The 19056-nt window shown below is 35.9% G+C and carries 14 protein-coding genes; 8 read left to right on the top strand and 6 right to left on the bottom strand.

Going from position 1 to position 19056, the window contains the following annotated elements; all coding sequences use genetic code 11:
• Positions 1–121: 121 nt before the first annotated feature.
• Positions 122–1504, bottom strand: a complete 1383-nt coding sequence (glmM, locus tag BM361_RS12595) for a phosphoglucosamine mutase (protein WP_074979242.1) — start codon at positions 1502–1504, stop codon at positions 122–124.
• 118 nt (positions 1505–1622) lie between these two features.
• Between glmM and BM361_RS12590 the strand changes: the two genes are divergently transcribed.
• The 5 genes from BM361_RS12590 (at position 1623) to BM361_RS12575 (ending at position 7926) form a co-directional block, all read left to right on the top strand.
• Positions 1623–2228, top strand: a complete 606-nt coding sequence (locus BM361_RS12590) for an acyl carrier protein phosphodiesterase (RefSeq protein ID WP_038263630.1) — start codon at positions 1623–1625, stop codon at positions 2226–2228.
• Positions 2229–2234: 6 nt separating this feature from the next.
• On the top strand, positions 2235–3911 hold the full coding sequence (gene ggt / locus BM361_RS12585; RefSeq protein WP_074979240.1) for a gamma-glutamyltransferase: 1677 nt from the start codon (positions 2235–2237) through the stop codon (positions 3909–3911).
• Positions 3912–3994: 83 nt separating this feature from the next.
• Positions 3995–6826, top strand: coding sequence for an excinuclease ABC subunit UvrA (gene uvrA, locus BM361_RS12580; RefSeq protein ID WP_038263626.1), 2832 nt, complete (start codon positions 3995–3997; stop codon positions 6824–6826).
• 97 nt (positions 6827–6923) lie between these two features.
• Positions 6924–7091: a lmo0937 family membrane protein gene (locus BM361_RS16880; protein ID WP_139226714.1), complete on the top strand. Its 168-nt coding sequence runs from the start codon at positions 6924–6926 to the stop codon at positions 7089–7091.
• Positions 7092–7236: 145 nt separating this feature from the next.
• Entirely contained in the window at positions 7237–7926 is a 690-nt protein-coding gene (locus BM361_RS12575; RefSeq protein ID WP_038263623.1) for an LOG family protein, read from the top strand.
• Between the two features lie 43 nt (positions 7927–7969).
• Here the strand turns inward: BM361_RS12575 and BM361_RS12570 are convergent, their stop codons facing one another.
• The 3 genes from BM361_RS12570 to BM361_RS12560 form a co-directional block, all read right to left on the bottom strand.
• The gene (locus tag BM361_RS12570; RefSeq protein ID WP_074979238.1) at positions 7970–10558 is read right to left on the bottom strand and encodes a phosphoenolpyruvate carboxylase; all 2589 of its coding nucleotides are present in this window, start codon (positions 10556–10558) and stop codon (positions 7970–7972) included.
• Between the two features lie 109 nt (positions 10559–10667).
• Positions 10668–11147 (bottom strand): Lrp/AsnC family transcriptional regulator, encoded by a 480-nt coding sequence (locus BM361_RS12565; RefSeq protein WP_038263617.1) that lies wholly within the window; start codon positions 11145–11147, stop codon positions 10668–10670.
• A gap of 91 nt (positions 11148–11238) precedes the next feature.
• Positions 11239–12363 carry a M14 family metallopeptidase gene (locus BM361_RS12560; protein WP_074979439.1) on the bottom strand — a complete coding sequence of 375 codons (1125 nt, stop codon included), beginning with the start codon at positions 12361–12363 and terminating at the stop codon, positions 11239–11241.
• A 411-nt stretch (positions 12364–12774) separates the two neighbouring features.
• Here BM361_RS12560 and BM361_RS12555 point away from each other — a divergent pair, with 411 nt between their 5' ends.
• The 3 genes from BM361_RS12555 (at position 12775) to BM361_RS12545 (ending at position 14473) form a co-directional block, all read left to right on the top strand.
• Entirely contained in the window at positions 12775–13212 is a 438-nt protein-coding gene (locus BM361_RS12555) for a helix-turn-helix domain-containing protein (RefSeq protein WP_074979236.1), read from the top strand.
• Between the two features lie 66 nt (positions 13213–13278).
• Positions 13279–13656 carry a hypothetical protein gene (locus BM361_RS12550; RefSeq protein ID WP_074979234.1) on the top strand — a complete coding sequence of 126 codons (378 nt, stop codon included), beginning with the start codon at positions 13279–13281 and terminating at the stop codon, positions 13654–13656.
• Position 13657: 1 nt separating this feature from the next.
• Positions 13658–14473, top strand: a complete 816-nt coding sequence (locus BM361_RS12545; RefSeq protein WP_074979232.1) for a TerC family protein — start codon at positions 13658–13660, stop codon at positions 14471–14473.
• 26 nt (positions 14474–14499) lie between these two features.
• On the opposite strand, the gene BM361_RS12540 is transcribed toward BM361_RS12545, so the two are convergent.
• On the bottom strand, positions 14500–17112 hold the full coding sequence (locus BM361_RS12540; protein WP_074979230.1) for a DNA gyrase/topoisomerase IV subunit A: 2613 nt from the start codon (positions 17110–17112) through the stop codon (positions 14500–14502).
• A 33-nt stretch (positions 17113–17145) separates the two neighbouring features.
• Complete coding sequence (locus tag BM361_RS12535; protein ID WP_074979228.1) at positions 17146–19005, bottom strand: DNA topoisomerase IV subunit B; 1860 nt, start codon at positions 19003–19005, stop codon at positions 17146–17148.
• Positions 19006–19056 lie beyond the last annotated feature (51 nt).

The raw sequence follows: 19056 nt of genomic DNA, 5'->3' as shown, positions 1-19056 counted from the left end.
AAGTTTCTAAATTTAGTAGTGCTAAGATACAAATAGAGATGAATAAGAAAAATATTGAAACTATAAAAATTACGATTAGTTTCGAATCAAAACATATTTTGTATTTAAATTAGGATGTCAATTATACCAACTCTTTAATTTCGGCAATAATTGAATCTGCTAAATTATCTGCTTCTACTTGTGATTTTGCTTCGGTGTATATTCTAATGATAGGCTCTGTATTCGACTTTCGTAAATGAACCCAATTATCTGGAAAATCTATTTTAACCCCATCGACCGTAGAAATATCTTCAGTCGCATATTTTTCTTCCATCATTTTAAGAATAGCATCCACATCAATTTCAGGCGTTAATTGAATTTTCTTTTTACTCATATAATAAGAAGGATAACTATCCCGGAGCTCTTTAACTGAGATACCTAACTCAGCAAGATGTGTTAAAAAAAGTGCTACTCCTACGAGTGCATCTCTACCGTAGTGAATTTCCGGGTATATAATTCCCCCATTTCCTTCCCCACCAATAATGGCTTCATTCTTTTTCATGAGTGTTACAACATTTACTTCACCAACTGCTGAAGCCTCATAAGTTCCCCCATGCTTTTCAGTAACATCTCTCAGGGCCCTGGATGAGCTTAGATTGGATACTGTATTCCCTTTCGTTTTCCCTAAAACATAATCAGCACATGCTACCAAAGTATATTCTTCCCCAAACATCTCCCCATTATTACTGATAAAGGCTAAACGATCAACATCGGGATCTACCACGATACCCAAATCAGCTTTTTCTTTTATCACCAGGTCCGAAATATCAGTGAGATGTTCTTTTAAAGGTTCCGGGTTATGTGGAAAATGTCCTGTAGGATTACAATAGAGTTCAACCACCTCTACCCCTAGTTCTTTTAAAAGTTTTGGGATCGCTATACCCCCAGTGGAATTAACCCCGTCTACAACCACCTTAAATTTGGCGGATTTAATTTTCTCTACATCTACTAACGAAAGATTTAACACTTCATCAATATGAATGTCTATATAAGCATCATTTTTTGAAATCACACCAAGATCATCAACCTCCGCAAATGCAAAGTCATCATTTTCTGCAAGGTGTAATATTTTAGCTCCATCTGCTCCACTAAGGAACTCACCTTTATTGTTGAGAAGTTTAAGAGCATTCCATTGTTTTGGATTATGACTTGCGGTCAGAATAATTCCTCCGTCTGCTTTTTCCATTGGAACGGCAACTTCGACCGTAGGAGTAGTACTTAGTCCTAAATCTACAATATCTATTCCCAACCCTACTAAGGTGGATGCTACCAAATTTTGGATCATTTCGCCAGAAAGGCGGGCATCACGTCCAATTACTACTGTTACTTTATCTTTCCCTACTTCTTTTTTTAGCCAGGTTCCATAGGCTGCCGCAAATTTAACTGCATCGACTGGTGTTAAGTTGTCTCCTATGTTACCTCCTATGGTTCCGCGTATTCCTGAAATAGATTTTATTAAGGTCATTTAGTTTTATTTTGATTTAAGAACAAATTTGCAAATTATTTCATACAAAAGTCAGCTTTCGTCCATTAAAAAATGAATAAAATGGTGATAAGCCTAAGTGAATTTGTATTTTTAGAAAATGAATTTTTTAGCACACATTTATCTTTCTGGCGATGAGCCCCTTGTTAAAATAGGTAATTTTGTAGCCGACAGTATTCGAGGTAAAAAATATTTAAGCTATCCTGTTCAATTTCAAAATGGAGTTATACTACACAGGGCGATTGATACTTTTACAGATGCTCATCCAACTGTAAGGTTAAGCACAAAAAAACTTCATAAAAATTACCATCACTACAGCAGTGTTATTGTAGATATATTTTACGATCATTTTTTAGCGAAAAACTGGGATCGATACAGCGACATTCCTCTATCGGAGTTTGTAGCTGATTTTTATGATTTGCTTCGAGAACATTACGATATTCTACCTCTTAACACCAAGAAAATGATGCCTTATATGATCAGTGATAACTGGTTGTTGAATTATGCCAGTATCGAAGGTATTTCGCGGGTTTTAAATGGAATGAACAGGCGAACAAATAATAGATCGAAGATGAACTTCGCTGTTAATGAACTCGAAGAATATTACGAAGAGTTTCAAGAAGAGTTCTACAGTTTTTTTGAGGAACTCAGAACTTATTCAGCACATAAACTTCAATCACTTCAAAAAGAAACCGATTTCAACTAGCGATTTATGAGAATAACACTTTCCTTATTTGCAATTTGCCTGTTCATAGGCTGTAAAACAGTCAAAACTTCCGGATTAGTTACAGAAAAAGCCATGGTAGTTTCTGCACGTGTGGAAGCTTCTGAAATTGGGAAAGAGATTCTTGCTAAAGGAGGAAATGCTTTTGACGCTATGGCAGCAACAGGTCTGGCCTTAGCAGTAGCTTATCCCTATGCCGGAAACATTGGTGGGGGTGGTTTTATGGTATATCGTTTGAACAATGGTGAAGTTGGATCTCTGGATTATCGGGAAAAAGCTCCAAAACTTGCCCACAGAGACATGTATTTAGACTCTTTAGGGAATGTTATTCCGGATATGTCCTGGTATGGAGCTACTTCAACTGGAGTTCCCGGTAGTATTGCCGGAATTTTTGAAAGTCACCGCAGGTTTGGTAAGCTCCCGATAGAAGCGATAATACAACCGGCTATTTCTTTAGCTGAACGCGGTGTCGTTGTTACCAGAAAACAAGAAAAAACGATTGAAACATATCAGGATAAAATTGTGGAGCTAAGTGGAGTAAATACATTGTTTTCCGGAGCTTATAAGGAAGGGGACACTATAAAATACCATGCACTAGCCCGAACTCTTCGTCGAATTTTAAAGCATGGGCCACAAGAATTTTACACGGGTGAAACTGCTCGTAAACTGATTGATTTTATTCAATCAGAAGGAGGTTTTGTTACGATGGAGGATCTAAAGGATTATACTCCTAAATGGCGTAAACCTATCATATTCAACTACAAAGACCTTAAGGTTATTTCTATGGCACCTCCCAGCAGTGGCGGTGTAACTTTAGCTCAAATTATGAAAATGATTGAACGGTATCCGTTAGACCGATATGGACATAATTCCAAAAGAACCATCCAGGTAATAACGGAGGCTGAGCGAAGAGCTTATGCAGATCGAAATTATTATTTAGGAGATCCTGATTTTGTTTCCGTACCCTTGCGAGAACTTTTATCGTCAGAATACTTAGAAGATAGAATGCGTGACTTTTCGTTTAAGGCAGCAACACCATCGCATCAGGTTAGTCACGGAAATGTCACAATCGTGGAAAGTGATGAAACTACTCACTACTCTATTGTTGATCAATATGGAAATGCTGTTTCGGTTACCACCACCATTAATGGAGCTTATGGATCTAAATTATATTGCGATGAACTAGGTTTTTTTCTCAACAACGAGATGGATGACTTTAGTGCAAAGCCGGGAGTTCCTAACAAATTTGGACTCACAGGAGCAACAGCCAACAGTATTGCACCCGAAAAACGGATGTTAAGTAGTATGACACCGACGATAGTAGAACAGAATGGTGAGTTATTTATGGTTGTTGGAACTCCAGGCGGTTCGACTATCATCACTTCTGTCCTACAAACCATACTAAACGTATATGAATTTGGTATGAGTATGCAGGAAGCAGTAAATGCGGCACGGTTTCATCATCAGTGGTTACCAGACATCGTAAAAATGGAACCCAAACAATTTAACCGCTCCCTTAAACGAAAGCTTTATAAATCAGGCTATGAGATTGATGAAACTTCTTCTAAAATAATAGGAAAAGTTGATGCAATATTACGCCTTGAAAGTGGACGTTTGGAAGCGGGAGCAGATCATCGAGGCGATGATGCTGCAGCAGGTTTTTAGAAACTGTATTTCCTGATATTCAAATAGAATATGGCTTCATTTTTAGCACTTAAAGTTGTAAATTCGCATCTTGTTTCATTACTATGAATAATTTTGAAGAATTTATAGAGGTTAAGGGTGCACGCGTTCATAACCTTAAAAATATAGACGTTAATATTCCCCGAGAACAACTTGTGGTAATTACAGGTTTGTCTGGAAGTGGAAAATCTTCTCTGGCCTTTGACACCATTTACGCTGAAGGTCAAAGAAGGTATATAGAAACCTTTTCTGCCTATGCACGTCAATTTCTGGGAGGTTTGGAACGTCCTGACGTTGACAAAATTGATGGGTTATCACCTGTTATAGCAATTGAACAAAAAACAACATCCAAATCTCCTCGATCAACTGTTGGAACCATTACCGAGATTTATGATTTTTTAAGGCTTTTGTTTGCCAGAGCTGCTGATGCATACAGTTATGAGACTGGAGAAAAGATGGTTAGTTACAGTGATGAGCAAATAAAGGATCTCATTTATGAGGATTTTAAAGGCAAAAGAATAAATGTACTGGCACCTGTGATTAAAAGTCGTAAAGGGCATTACAGAGAATTATTTGAGCAAATTTCTAAACAAGGATTCTTAAAAGTTCGGGTAGATGGTGAAATAAGAGATCTTGAGCATGGAATGAAAGTTGATCGTTATAAAACTCATGATATTGAGATCGTCATTGATCGATTAAAAGTTGACGAAAACCCCGATACCGTCAAACGGTTAATGGAAACCATCAATACTGCTATGTATCATGGTGATGATGTTTTAATGATCATTGATAACGATTCGGATGAGGCAAGGTACTTCAGTAGAAGTTTAATGTGCCCTACGACGGGGATCTCGTATCCAAATCCTGAACCTAATACTTTTTCATTTAACTCTCCTAAAGGAATGTGCCCGAATTGCAAGGGACTCGGTATGGTTCATGAGGTCAACTTAAGCAAAATTATACCCAATAAAAATTCGAATATAAAAAGTGGAGGGATTGTTCCCCTCGGCGAACAAAAAAATAGTTGGATTTATAAGCAGATCCAATTAATAGCTGAACGCTATAACTTTAAACTATCTGATCCTATCAAAGACATTCCTGATGAAGCTATGAATGTCATCCTTTATGGAGGGAAAGAAAAGTTTTCAGTGGTTTCAAAGACCCTCGGAATAACGAGGGATTATAAAATTGATTTTGAGGGTATCGTTAACTTCATTAAAAATCAGTTTGAAGAGAGCAACTCCTCTTCAATTACCCGATGGGCTAAAGGGTATATGGATAAAATTAATTGTCCGGAATGCGAAGGCTCAAGATTACGTAAAGAGTCGCTGTATTTTAAGATCAATAACAGGAGTATTGCGGATCTGGCTCATATGGATATTCTTGACCTGGCTCAATTCTTTAAAACCTTATCCGGATACCTGTCTGAAAAGCAGTTTAAGATTGCGGAAGAAATTCTAAAAGAAATTAATGCCCGGATTCAGTTTTTATTGGATGTTGGATTGGATTATCTTTCATTAAACAGAAGTTCAAAATCTCTTTCAGGAGGTGAAGCTCAGCGTATACGTCTCGCTACTCAAATTGGATCGCAATTGGTGGGCGTACTTTATATTTTAGATGAACCTAGTATCGGATTGCATCAACGAGACAATGAACGATTAATAAAATCATTGGAATCGCTAAGGGATATCGGGAATTCAGTTATTGTTGTGGAGCACGATAAAGACATGATAGAACGTGCGGATCATGTAATTGATATAGGTCCGAAGGCGGGTAAACATGGTGGAGAAATCATCTCACAGGGTACTCCTGAGATGCTAATGAAGCATGACACCTTAACTGCTGAATACCTTAATGGAAATAAGAAGATTGAAATACCTGATGAAAGAAGAAAAGGGAATGGTCATGAAATTACGCTAACTGGCTGTCGGGGAAACAACCTTAAAAATGTAAATGTTACTTTTCCATTAGGTAAAATGATTGGCGTTACTGGTGTTTCAGGAAGTGGGAAATCTACTCTTATTAATGAAACCCTCTACCCTATATTGAATGCGCATTTTTTTAATGCGGTAAAAAAGCCAATGCCTTACAAACAAATTAAGGGATTGGAATACATTGATAAGGTTATCGACATCAACCAGTCGCCCATTGGAAGGACTCCTCGTTCTAACCCTGCAACTTATACTGGTGTTTTTGGTGAAATAAGATCCTTATTTGCCAAAACTCCTGAAGCAATGATTCGGGGGTATAAGCCAGGCAGATTCAGCTTTAATGTTAAAGGAGGACGATGCGAAACCTGCCAGGGAGGTGGTTTAAGGGTTATTGAAATGAATTTCCTTCCGGATGTATATGTCGAATGTGAAACATGTAACGGAAAGCGTTTTAACCGAGAAACCCTGGAGATTCGTTACAAAGGAAAATCTATTGCTGATGTATTGGAAATGACCATAAACGAGTCTGTTACATTCTTCGAACACATACCTAAAATATATCGAAAACTAAAAACCATTCAGGATGTAGGTCTTGGTTATATTACACTTGGACAACAGTCTACTACTCTTTCAGGTGGTGAGGCCCAACGTATAAAATTAGCCACAGAATTATCTAAGAGAGATACTGGAAACACCTTTTATATTCTGGATGAACCTACAACAGGACTTCATTTTGAGGATATCAATGTATTGATGTCTGTATTGAATAAACTAGTCGATAAAGGAAATACGGTGTTAATCATTGAGCACAATATGGATGTTATTAAAATGTCTGATCATATTATCGATATTGGTTATGAAGGCGGTAAAGGTGGAGGAAAAGTTGTGGCCACAGGTACTCCGGAAGAAATAATCAAGGATAAGAAAAGTTATACGGCTAAATTTTTAAAAAAGGAGTTAGTTTAATCTCAATAATGTCATTAAAGAGCAATTTAATTGACAGAAAATACGTTTTTAATCTAATAATCAGTAACTTAGACTGAAATCAATTAAAAACTACATTATGAGAAGCATTCTTTGGTTAGTTGCAGTAATCTGTATCGTTGCCTGGGTACTGGGATTGTTGGGAATCATTCCCGGTTTAAGTACCAGCAGCTTATTACATGTTCTAATTGTAATAGCTGTCATTATTGTTTTATACAATGTCATATCCGGACGAAAACCACTTTAGTTACATTTGATTTAAAGTGTTAGAACAAAGCAAGCCATGGGGTTTGCTTTTTTTTGTCCAATAATCGGTAAATATTTTTACACTGAGCAACCTAAGTTAGCTCCTATATTTATAAATTTGATAAGAAATATAATACTGACAATCTATGAGAAAAGAATCACATCATAAAGGGTGGAATGAAATAAAAACAAATGATTCATGGGCCATATTCAAAATTATGGGTGAATTTGTTAGCGGATTTGAAAAAATGAGTCAAATCGGTCCATGTGTTTCAATTTTTGGTTCAGCCCGTACGAAACCTGAAGATCCACAATATAAATTAGCAGAACGTATTGCCAAGCGAATTGTTGAAGCTGGATATGGTGTCATTACCGGAGGCGGACCGGGAATTATGGAAGCTGGGAATAAAGGTGCTCACCTGGGAGGCGGAACCTCTGTAGGTTTAAATATTGATCTTCCGTTTGAACAACACGATAATCCATATATTGATAGTGATAAGAATCTTCAATTCGATTACTTCTTCGTGCGAAAAGTAATGTTTGTAAAATATTCTCAAGGATTTGTTGTAATGCCTGGTGGTTTTGGAACTTTGGATGAATTATTTGAGGCTATGACCCTGATTCAAACTAAAAAAATAGGACGATTTCCTATTATTCTTGTAGGTTCTGAATTTTGGAAAGGTTTATTTGATTGGGTTAAAGAAGTATTACTCAAAAAGCATGGAAAAGTTAGTCCTGAAGATTTAAACTTGATAAAAATTGTAGATTCAGAAGAAGAGGTCATAGAAGCCTTGGATGCATTCTATAAAAAATACAATTTGAGTCCGAACTTTTAAAAAAACAAAAGCCGCTGTTATCAGCGGCTTTTGTTTTACTTAATTATGCTGAGTTCCTACTGGCATTAATATTTCCAAATAAAGATCGAGTAACCATTTTTTCATAGGTCTCTAACTCTTTCTTATCAATTTTATTCTCTCTATGCATTTTTTGCAGCTTACGTAAACCATATTGCTGTATCGTAAGCAAAGGCAATACTATTTTCTCTCTGACATGAATAGAAGCTCTCATTGTTGGTGAATCCTCCATTAGTTTAGAGTAACCTGTAAGCTTTAAGATCATTGCTTTGCTACGCTGATATTCATCATGAATCTGATTCCAGAAAGCACCATATTCCTTATCGTGTTTCATATAAGCTGTTAGTTTAAAGTATGATTTTGTTAAACTCATCATACTGTTTTCTAACAAGGTTCTGAAAAACAGAGAGTTTTTATAAAGGGACTCCAATTTATCCCATTCTCCATTATTTGCAAACTCTTCAAATGCAAGTCCTACTCCATAAAAACCAGGTACATTCTGTTTTAGTTGACTCCAGCTACCGACAAAAGGGATCGCTCTTAAATCAGAAAACACAAGTTTATCAGACTTCCCTCTTTTTGATGGCCTGGAACCGATATTTGTTTTTGCATAATACTTTAATGTGCTCATTTGCTCCAGATAAGACAAAAACCTAGGATGCTTTTTAAAATCAACATAAGCATTATAACTTATTTCAGCTAATCTGTTCATCGTCTCACGATCTTCTTTGCTAAGAAGATTTTCTTCTTCCTGACCAAAAGCTTGATTGGCGACACCAGAACTAATTAATTGCTCTAAATTGTATTGACAAGATTCTATTGTTCCAAAATTAGAACTAATGGTTTGTCCCTGAATCGTCAACTGTACTTCTTCATTTTCAATGGTTGGTCCTAATGAGGCATAAAATTGGTGTGTTTTACCACCACCTCTTGCCGGAGGTCCTCCTCGACCATCAAAGAACATTACTTTGATATCGTATTTCCTTGAAATTTCGGTAAGACGTTCTTTAGCTTTATAGATAGCCCAGTTTGCCATTAAATAACCTCCATCTTTAGTACCATCAGAGAATCCAAGCATTATAGTTTGTCTATTCCTTCTTCGTTTTAAATGTTCGGCGTAAGCTTTATTAGTATATAAAGTCTCCATAACCTGGTGGGCTACTTCAAGATCATCTACGGTTTCAAATAAAGGAATAACATCTAAATTTGGTTGACTCCAGTCACACAAGCGAATCATAGCAAATGCCTCTAAAACATTTATAACACTACCATTATTACTGATGATATATCTGTTACATCCTCTTTCTCCATTCATATCCTGAATGGTCTTTACTGCATAAATGGAAGCCAGGGTCTTTTTAGCCATATCATCCTGAAATAATTCAGGATTTAATTTGCCTTCTACCTTACTTAGTATTTCTATTTGATTTTCCTCAGATAAGGACTCATAGTCCTTAGGGAACACATCAAGGCCCATAGCTCTTGATTCTTTTACGATATTAGAAAGTACATTATGATGTACTCTGGAATCCTGACGGATATCTAAAGTTGCAAAATGGAGTCCGAAAAGCTTCACCTTATTGATCATGCTACTGATCTCATCTACATACAATGATTGGTGTTTTTTTATAAGGATTTGCTTAATGGTTGTTAGCGTTTTTAAAATTTCATCAGCTGTAACCGTTGGTTTTTCCTCTTCCTTGAAAATGTTTTCATATAAACGTGCTTCCAAGTCAGAAATCATTACATCTACTTCATTGAAGGTAATCTTCCTTTTCAGACGTCTAACGTCACGATAGTAGTTTCTAATAATGGTACTTCTCAGCCTGTTAGCAACTTTCAGGGTGATTTCTGTGGTTACAAAAGGATTTCCATCTCTATCTCCTCCTGGCCAAAATCCTAGATTAACGATGTCGTTATCTATTTCTTCATCTTCTAAAATATTATCCTGAATATAGTTATAGATACTACTCATTGCCTGATAAAAGACATTTTCCAGGTACCAATTAAGACTTACGGCCTCGTCAAATGGAGTTGGTTTCTCTTTTTTAAAGAATGGAGTTTTTCCTAACTGAGCGAGTAGCTTTTTAATTAATGTTAAATCATTCGATTCAATTGCTTTTGCTAAATCAGTAATAATACCTAGTACCGGTCCGGGATAAAACTGAGTTGGGTGAGCAGTTAACACTGTTCTCACATTGAACTTTTTAAGGTTTTCAACCAACTCTTTACGTTTATTCTTGGCTTGTGCCTCTTCTTTCAGGTTTCTAAGTGTTCCACGTCCATTCATGTTATTAATAACAGGAAATGCGGCATCCTCAATAGCATCAAATAATACAACTTGACGTTCAATATATTGAATGAACCTGAAAAGAAGTGCTGTTTTCTCTTCTTCACTCGGATTATCAAAATACTTTGTAAAAAAGGCTTCTACAATTTCCGAAGGGTTTTTATCATTATCAAAACCTTTTTCACAGAACTCACTAAACAACGGTAACATCACCCCTGTATTCGTAATTTCATCAAAAGGTAAGGTGATAAAAATACTGTTATAGATCTGATACTTAGCAAGTACGCTTTCATTAAATCGGTCTATCTTTGGTTTTCTTGACATAGGTCGGTATTTTTATTTGCGTGAAAATACAAAAAACCCTTCCAAATACCAGACTTGAAAGGGCTTGTTTAAGTGTTTAACACAGAAATTAAACAAAATGTTTCAGATATTACAGTTCGTTGAAAATCGTGTGCATCAATCTCTTTTTATCATTAATACTTTCTTCAAGAGAGATCATTGTTTCAGTTCTAGAAACACCATCAATATCATCAATTTCAAAGATCACTTCTTTAGCATGCTTGGTGTCTTTAGCTCTTATTTTACAGAAAAGATTAAACTTCCCGGTTGTAACTGATGCTACTGTTATATATGGTATTTCATTAAGACGTTCCAAAACAAATTTAGTTTGGTGTGTTTTCTCAAGAAAAATACCAACGTAAGCGATGAAAGAATAACCTAACTTTTCATAATCCAGGGTTAAGGATGAGCCTTTAATGATCCCTGCATCTTCCATTTTTTTAACTCTAACATGCACTGTACCTGCAGATATAAGTAATTTTTTTGCTATATCTGTAAAAGGAGTACGGGTATTGTCTATCAACATATCCAGTATCTGGTGATCGACTTCGTCTAATTTAAATTTCGCCATAACTATAATTAAATTTCAAGCAAAAATATCAAAAATATATACACAAACGTTAGTTTTTTTGGTCAAATTTGGACTAAACGTTAAATTATTATTAACTATTCTGCCTATTTTTTAAGATTTCTGTAATATCTACCCTCCCAAACCCCTTTATTTCAAACGATTTAGTAGAGTTTACAGCATTCTGCAGTTCGATATGGCCATAAAATTCTTTGAGATCACCAGTTTTTTCAATAGTTGGGAGCAAATGAAGCTTATCTTGAATTAAGGTTTCTTTGAACAAAATTCCAACATCCTCTCTTTCCCCATTCTCATTTGTTTTTCTTACAATGATATCCAGGAAGCATTTATCATTTTCAGGGATCTCAGCGTACAAAAGATCTGCATTTCCGGTTACTTTGTCTTCTGCTATATATTCTAAAGCCGTGCATATGGCTATAAATATGTATTTCCTGGTTTCCTCCCGTAGATAATCATCAGGAAAATGACCGGACTCAAATAAAATAGTTGGAACTCCTAAAGACTGAAAGGTATCCCCAACACAATTTAAATTAAAACCATCGTCATATCTTCCAATTTGGCCAGGGATATATCCCTGTAAAACCTTATTCATAGCTACAATAACCTCCATACTTTTCTTTCTGGTTTCGGTTACTGATCTGTTTATATCTTCTGATGGTGATAAAAATGATACTGTTGCCGGCTTTTTTACACTCCCGGCACTAAATATCGTGCGTTGATCATGTAAGTTAAAGCAGTAATCAGGTTCGAATTCATTAAATACAGTCCTTAAAACCTTACTTTCCGGCTGAGATAAGTTTTGTGCATCCCTGTTCAAGTCTATGTTATTAGCATTTACTCTTGTATAGGCCTCTGAACCATCAGGATTAAGCATAGGCATTATAAGAACAGTACATTTTTCCATTAACCACTGTCCAAAATGATTATCAGCGTCTTGCAAGAGCTTAAGCAGGTCAAATACCGCTTTAGTAGTTGTAGATTCATTTCCATGCATCTGAGACCACATTAAAACCTTAATTGGGCCATTACCTGCCTTAAGTGTATAAATAGGCTGGTCTTTTACAGATCTGCCTGCAATGCTAACGGTAAAAGTATCTGGCAGGTTTTTAAGAATCTTTTCAATGTGATTCATATGAATATATCGACCATGCAACTGTTTTTCCAGGTACTGTTCATGGTGCGTAAGTGAATGGTTCATGGCTATAATTATTTTGTATTGCAAAAATAGAGAATTATAAAGTTGTCCATCCTTACAGTTATAAAATCTAACGCATTTAAAACCGAATGTTACAAAGGTAAACAAGTATCTGTTTAACATTGTTAATAAACATTAGTTACATTTGTAAACAAAGTTTTCTATGATTTCGATACTTATTTGTTAAGTATTGTATACAGTATTTGTACTATTACAGACACAGATGTTTCTGAAAATTACAATTTTATAATAAACAACTTAAATAATTGTATTCTAGATAGTTATGGTTGTTTATCTAGACTATTAAATCAAGTGGTTATGTGTATTTAAGGTCTTATTGTGGGTATATTTATAAATATTCATTACATTTGTAAACATGAAGAACGAATATTCATTGTTTAACATTGTAAACATATGGTTAATACTGCTGAATTCATAGAACGCTTACAAAAAGTACTAGATTACTACGGCTTAAGCGCCTCTGCTTTTGCTGATAAAATACAAGTAAACAGAGCCTCTATTTCTCATTTGATGTCTGGTCGAAATAAGCCTAGCCTGGATTTTGTCCTTAAAATACTGGATACTTTTCCTGAGGTTGAATTGTATTGGTTACTAAACGGTCAGGGAACATTCCCTAAAAAACCTGATTCGGTTGAAGAAACAAGCGGCACCTTATTTTCAAATCCTGCTCCACCCAGAGAAAATCCTGAGGTTCCTATTGCTAAAGTTGATGTGGAACCGGAAGTTTCAACTAAACAGGAAGATCCGATAAAGAGCGCTCAAAAAAAGAATATTGAAAAGATTATTATTTTTTACACAGACGGTACTTTTAAAACTTTTATAGAATCTTAACAGCTCCAACCAATTCATATTCCTCGTTTATTGCTTATTTTTGAAATTCAAAACAAAAGATCCACAATGAAGAAATTATTACTACTACTTACTTTTATCCCCTTATTTATTTCTTGTTATAGTGTTCAGAGAGAGTGTTCGGATTTCAAAACGGGTGAATTTGAATTTCACTATACAGTTAATGGAGAAGAACACGTTAATAAATTCACTCGAACTGACAGTCTTGAATTCGAATATGTAGAAGGTAAGGTGGATACGAACAGCGTTAAGTGGATCAATGATTGTGAGTTTGTAGTTCGTAAACTTAATCCGAAATCTAATTCGGATAAAAAAGCTGTACACATTAAAATTCTTAAGACTTCAGAGGACGCGTATACCTTTGAATATTCTCTTGTTGGAGACTCAAAGAACAAACAGAAAGGAACTGCTATAAAAATCAATTAATATGTTTGAAATTCTAACCAGTGTAGACGCTTGGGTTGCACTTTTAACGCTTACCTTTTTAGAGATCGTACTCGGAATCGACAATATTGTTTTCATTTCGATAGTAGCCAATAAGTTACCCAAAGAACACCAAAGAAAAGCTACAAATTGGGGGCTGTTATTAGCTATGGTTCAGCGTATTATATTACTGTTTGCGGTTTCTTATTTAGTAGGGCTCAAAGAGCCTTTTTATCATATTGACACTACCTGGTTAACCATGGGTGTAAGTGGGCAAGCCATAATTCTCTTATTAGGAGGATTGTTCCTGCTGTACAAAAGTACATCTGAAATTCATGAAAAGGTAGAGATTCCTGAACACGATGAGGCGGTCCTTAAATCAAAAAATATTACAAAATTATCAAAGGCAATATTTCAAATTGTTATCATTGACTTTATTTTCTCAATAGATTCGATATTGACGGCAGTGGGAATGACTAATGGTATTGGATCTAAACCGACTGATGCTCTTATTTTAATGATTATAGCTGTCGTGATTTCTATAATTATCATGATGGTCTTTGCCAATCCTATACGAGTCTTTATCAACAAGCATCCATCCATGCAATTATTGGCCCTTTCTTTTCTGATCCTTATCGGATTTATGCTAATTGCTGAAGCTGCACATTTATCACATGCTGTAGTATTCGGTCAGGAAATAGGTGCTATTCCCAAAGGGTATCTCTATTTTGCAATAGCCTTTTCATTACTTGTGGAATTTCTGAATATGAAGCTTAAAAAGAAAATTGCAGTTACTGAAAACAGAAAAAACAACGAATAAAAAAAAGCGCCATTAGGCGCTTATTTTTATTCAAATTCTATAGATGTTTGTGACTCTCCTTCTGAATTTTCTTTATCTTCATGCACCTCTTCTTCTTCTATGACTTCCATAGCTTCGGCAGGTACTATTTCAGGTTCCTCGTAGGGTAATGGATCTAATCTGTTAATTTGACGAATTTTATCGGCAGTCAATTGATTACCTAAAGCTTTAATTCCTTTAATGGCTATAAAATCTTCTAAATCAACCTCTAAATTTGGGATTGGGTCTTTACCTCTAGGTTTCACAAATTCTATTTCCACCATTGGTCTCCAATCGGTCAAAATAATTTCTAAATTGGATTTAGGATGATCAGAAATCACCAATTCCTCTTTGTTTCCATTCTCTATTAAGAAGCGCTTAACATAGTAACGTTCTTTATTTCCATCAAAATAAATGACTGAAATTGGTTTTTCAGGTTGCCACTTTTCGAGCAGGATCATGTTGGAGTCAAAATGGGTTGTTAATTCCGGCGCTATTGTTTTTACTTCACCGTCTTGATTTACTACAAGAAGTTTATCTGTGGCTCTAAACTCTCCTAATAATTCCCCTCTTCCATCAACATTTAAGCGTTGTACCACATCATCAAACCAAATTTTACGTGGTTTAAGTGTTGATACACCTTTTTCTTTAAGTTCGATTCGTTTTACAGCATATTTAGTCACTACATTTCCTTTAGAGTTTCTACCCTTAATCAGAATATCCGAAAAGTCAAGATCCCATTTTAATTTCTTAATACTACCAGCCTGTCTTAAATGTATAGTAACAACTTCGGCTTCCCCATTCGGGTTGGCCGAGAAATAACTAACTACTGAAGCGACTTTACCGTTTGTTAGATCATATTCACGGTCTCTGGTGACACTTGTAACATTAAATCGCTTCACGTAACTCGCTCCACCCTTACCATCACGGTAAATCATATTATAGGTGGTGCGTTTATCTTTCTTTTTAAAGATTGCCACATGGATAATGTTTTTACCTACATAGGTTTTGTCTGCCACCTTACTTACGATCATTTTACCTTCTTGCGTAAATACAATAACATCATCAATGTCGCTACAATCACAGACGTATTCATTTTTCTTGAGAGACGTACCTATAAAACCTTCTTCCCTGTTTACATATAATTTAGAGTTACGAATCACTACCTTGGTAGCCTCTATATCCTCGAATAGGCGAATCTCTGTCTTACGCTCTCTTCCTTCTCCGTATTTATTTTTTAAGGTCGAGAAATAATCGATGGTAAACGGTATCAAATTATTTAAGTTATACTTTACCTTCTCTATTTCATCTTCCAATGAATCAATAAGTTGTTGAGCTTTGTCAATATCAAACTTAGAGATTCTTTTTATCCTGATTTCCGTTAAGCGCGTAATATCGTCAGTTGTTACCTCACGCTTTAAATGTTTTACATGCGGTTTCAGGCCTTTATCAATAGCCGAGATTACTCCCTCCCAGGTTTCCTCTTCTTCTATGTCTCTATAGATCCTGTTTTCAATAAAAATTCTTTCCAGGGAAGCAAAATGCCATTTTTCCTCCAATTCACTTAATTGGATTTCCAGTTCCTGCTTTAAAAGATCTACTGTATGATCCGCAGAGCGACGTAACATTTCAGAAACCCCCATGAAATGAGGTTTATTATCAATAATTATACAACCTAGTGGAGAAATTGAATTTTCACAATTTGTAAATGCATAAAGCGCATCAATGGTTTTATCGGGTGAGATCCCATTTGGCAAATGCACCAGAATTTCAACTTCGGCAGCTGTATTATCCTCTATTTTTTTAATTTTTATCTTCCCCTTGTCATTGGCTTTCAGGATAGAATCTATTAAAGAAGTGGTTGTAGTGCCATAAGGTATTTCGTTAATTACCAGCGTGTTTTTATCATATTGAGAAATTTTGGCTCGCACCCTTACTTTCCCTCCACGTTCACCGTCATTATAATTACTTGCATCCATAATCCCTCCCGTCGGAAAATCAGGAAGAATTGTAAATTTTTTACCTTTCAAATATTTTACAGAAGCATCAATCAGTTCGCAAAAATTATGAGGTAGAATTTTAGTTGATAAACCTACGGCAATCCCTTCTGCACCCTGAGCTAAAAGCAGGGGAAATTTTACTGGTAAATTTATGGGTTCATTTTTACGACCATCATAGCTTAGTTGCCATTCCGTAACTTTTGGACTAAACACGACATCAAGCGCAAATTTAGACAATCGAGCTTCTATATACCTTGAAGCCGCCGCACTATCTCCTGTGAGTATGTTACCCCAGTTTCCTTGAGTGTCTATCAAAAGATCTTTTTGTCCAATCTGAACCATGGCATCGGCAATACTGGCATCACCATGGGGGTGGTATTGCATAGTATGTCCCACTATGTTAGCCACTTTGTTGTAGCGGCCATCATCGAGTTCTTTTAGGGCATGCATGATTCTTCGCTGAACCGGTTTAAAACCGTCCTCAATGGCAGGAACTGCTCTTTCCAGTATTACATATGATGCATAATCCAGAAACCAATCTTTATACATACCCGTTACCCGAGTAATAGTATCTGGAGATTCATTTTCTGCGTGTCCGTTCAATTCTTGATTTTCATCCATGAAAGAAAATCGATTTTATTTAGTGGTTAATGATTAGGCTTTTTCTTCAATTACATCCAATTCAACCTTAAGGTTGTTTATGATAAACTCTTGTCTGTCCGGCGTGTTCTTACCCATATAGAACTCTAAAAGCTTTTCGATAGACATTGCTTTGTCTAGCATTACAGGTTCTAAACGGATGTCATCACCTATGAAGTGTTGGAATTCGTCTGGCGAGATTTCACCCAAACCCTTAAATCGAGTTATCTCTGGTTTTCCTTTTAATTTTTCAACTGCTTCCCTTCTTTCCGTTTCACTATAACAATATATAGTCTCTTTCTTATTACGAACTCTAAACAGGGGTGTTTGTAATATGTATAAATGTCCTTCTTTAATCAGTTCGGGAAAAAACTGTAAGAAAAATGTAATCAACAATAATCGAATGTGCATTCCATCTACATCGGCATCGGTAGCAATTACAATATTATTGTATCTTAAATCTTCTAAAGATTCTTCGATATTAAGTGCAGCTTGTAATAGATTGAACTCTTCATTTTCATAAACAATCTTTTTAGACATTCCATAAGAGTTCAATGGTTTACCTCGTAAACTAAAGACTGCCTGAGTGTTTACATCTCTGGATTTAGTGATTGAACCGGATGCCGAGTCCCCCTCTGTAATAAATAAAGTGGTATCAAGCCTTCTGTCCTTTTTCATATCGCCCAAGTGAACCCTGCAGTCTCTCAACTTCTTATTATGCAAGCTAGCCTTTTTTGCACGTTCTTTCGCAAGTTTTCTTATACCGGATAACTCTTTACGTTCTCGTTCGGCCTGCAATATTTTACGTTGCAATTTTTCAGCCGTTTCCGGATTCTTATGCAAAAAGTTATCCAGATGTGTCCCTACAAAATCATTTATAAAAGTACGTACCGTAGGCAGGTTACCTCCCATATCGGTAGAACCCAGCTTTGTTTTGGTCTGACTTTCAAATACTGGTTCCATTACTTTTATCGAAATTGCAGCTATGATAGATTTCCTTACATCTGAAGCATCGTAATTTTTACCGTAAAAATCTCGAACTGTTTTCACTACAGCTTCTCTGAATGCCGCTAAATGGGTACCACCCTGAGTTGTGTTTTGTCCATTAACAAAAGAATGGTACTCTTCACTATATTGGGTTTTACTATGTGTTATTGCTACCTCTATATCTTCCCCTTTCAGGTGAATAATCGGATATAGAATATCATCAACATTAGTATTATCCTGAAGGAGGTCTTTAAGACCATTTTCTGAATAATATTTTTCACCATTAAAAACTATGGTTAATCCTGGATTCAGGTACACATAGTTTCGTAACATTTTCTCTATATACTCATTGCGAAACTTATAATGTTTGAATATGGTGTCATCAGGAATAAACGTTATTTTCGTACCTCTTCTTCTTGAAGTTTCATCAAGTTCTTCTTCATTAGTCAACTCACCTCTTTCAAATTCGGCAGATTTTGATTTACCATCTCTGGTAGATTCTACCCTGAAATAATTCGACAAGGCATTTACCGCCTTGGTACCAACACCGTTAAGACCTACTGATTTTTTAAACGCCCTGGTGTCGTACTTTCCACCAGTATTCATCTTAGATACAACATCTACTACTTTTCCCAGCGGTATCCCTCTACCGTAATCACGCACAATGACTTTTTCGCCCTGGACAGATATCTCAATGGTTTTTCCGGCCCCCATGACGTATTCATCAATACTATTATCTAAAACTTCTTTTAACAGTATATAAATACCGTCATCAGCTGAAGACCCATCTCCTAATTTACCAATATACATTCCGGGACGCATACGAATATGTTCCTTCCAGTCTAACGAACGAATATTATCTTCGGTATATTGAGTAGTGTCAGCCATAAATAAAGGGATTTCGTGTACAATCGCTAATATACTATAACAACTGTAAAA

The sequence above is a fragment of the Zhouia amylolytica genome (assembly GCF_900116365.1).
GTDB classification, from domain to species: domain Bacteria; phylum Bacteroidota; class Bacteroidia; order Flavobacteriales; family Flavobacteriaceae; genus Zhouia; species Zhouia amylolytica.
This window is presented reverse-complemented; position numbering and strand designations above follow the sequence as displayed.

What these genes read in the sequence shown, in the direction of transcription:
- glmM (WP_074979242.1), bottom strand. Translation starts at nt 1,504, where the DNA reads ATGACCTTAATAAAATCTATTTCAGGAATACGCGGAACCATAGGAGGT.
- uvrA (WP_038263626.1), top strand. Translation starts at nt 3,995, where the DNA reads ATGAATAATTTTGAAGAATTTATAGAGGTTAAGGGTGCACGCGTTCAT.
- BM361_RS16880 (WP_139226714.1), top strand. Translation starts at nt 6,924, where the DNA reads ATGAGAAGCATTCTTTGGTTAGTTGCAGTAATCTGTATCGTTGCCTGG.
- BM361_RS12590 (WP_038263630.1), top strand. Translation starts at nt 1,623, where the DNA reads ATGAATTTTTTAGCACACATTTATCTTTCTGGCGATGAGCCCCTTGTT.
- BM361_RS12565 (WP_038263617.1), bottom strand. Translation starts at nt 11,147, where the DNA reads ATGGCGAAATTTAAATTAGACGAAGTCGATCACCAGATACTGGATATG.
- ggt (WP_074979240.1), top strand. Translation starts at nt 2,235, where the DNA reads ATGAGAATAACACTTTCCTTATTTGCAATTTGCCTGTTCATAGGCTGT.
- BM361_RS12570 (WP_074979238.1), bottom strand. Translation starts at nt 10,558, where the DNA reads ATGTCAAGAAAACCAAAGATAGACCGATTTAATGAAAGCGTACTTGCT.
- BM361_RS12540 (WP_074979230.1), bottom strand. Translation starts at nt 17,112, where the DNA reads ATGGATGAAAATCAAGAATTGAACGGACACGCAGAAAATGAATCTCCA.
- BM361_RS12575 (WP_038263623.1), top strand. Translation starts at nt 7,237, where the DNA reads ATGAGAAAAGAATCACATCATAAAGGGTGGAATGAAATAAAAACAAAT.
- BM361_RS12535 (WP_074979228.1), bottom strand. Translation starts at nt 19,005, where the DNA reads ATGGCTGACACTACTCAATATACCGAAGATAATATTCGTTCGTTAGAC.
- BM361_RS12560 (WP_074979439.1), bottom strand. Translation starts at nt 12,363, where the DNA reads ATGAACCATTCACTTACGCACCATGAACAGTACCTGGAAAAACAGTTG.
- BM361_RS12545 (WP_074979232.1), top strand. Translation starts at nt 13,658, where the DNA reads ATGTTTGAAATTCTAACCAGTGTAGACGCTTGGGTTGCACTTTTAACG.
- BM361_RS12550 (WP_074979234.1), top strand. Translation starts at nt 13,279, where the DNA reads ATGAAGAAATTATTACTACTACTTACTTTTATCCCCTTATTTATTTCT.
- BM361_RS12555 (WP_074979236.1), top strand. Translation starts at nt 12,775, where the DNA reads ATGGTTAATACTGCTGAATTCATAGAACGCTTACAAAAAGTACTAGAT.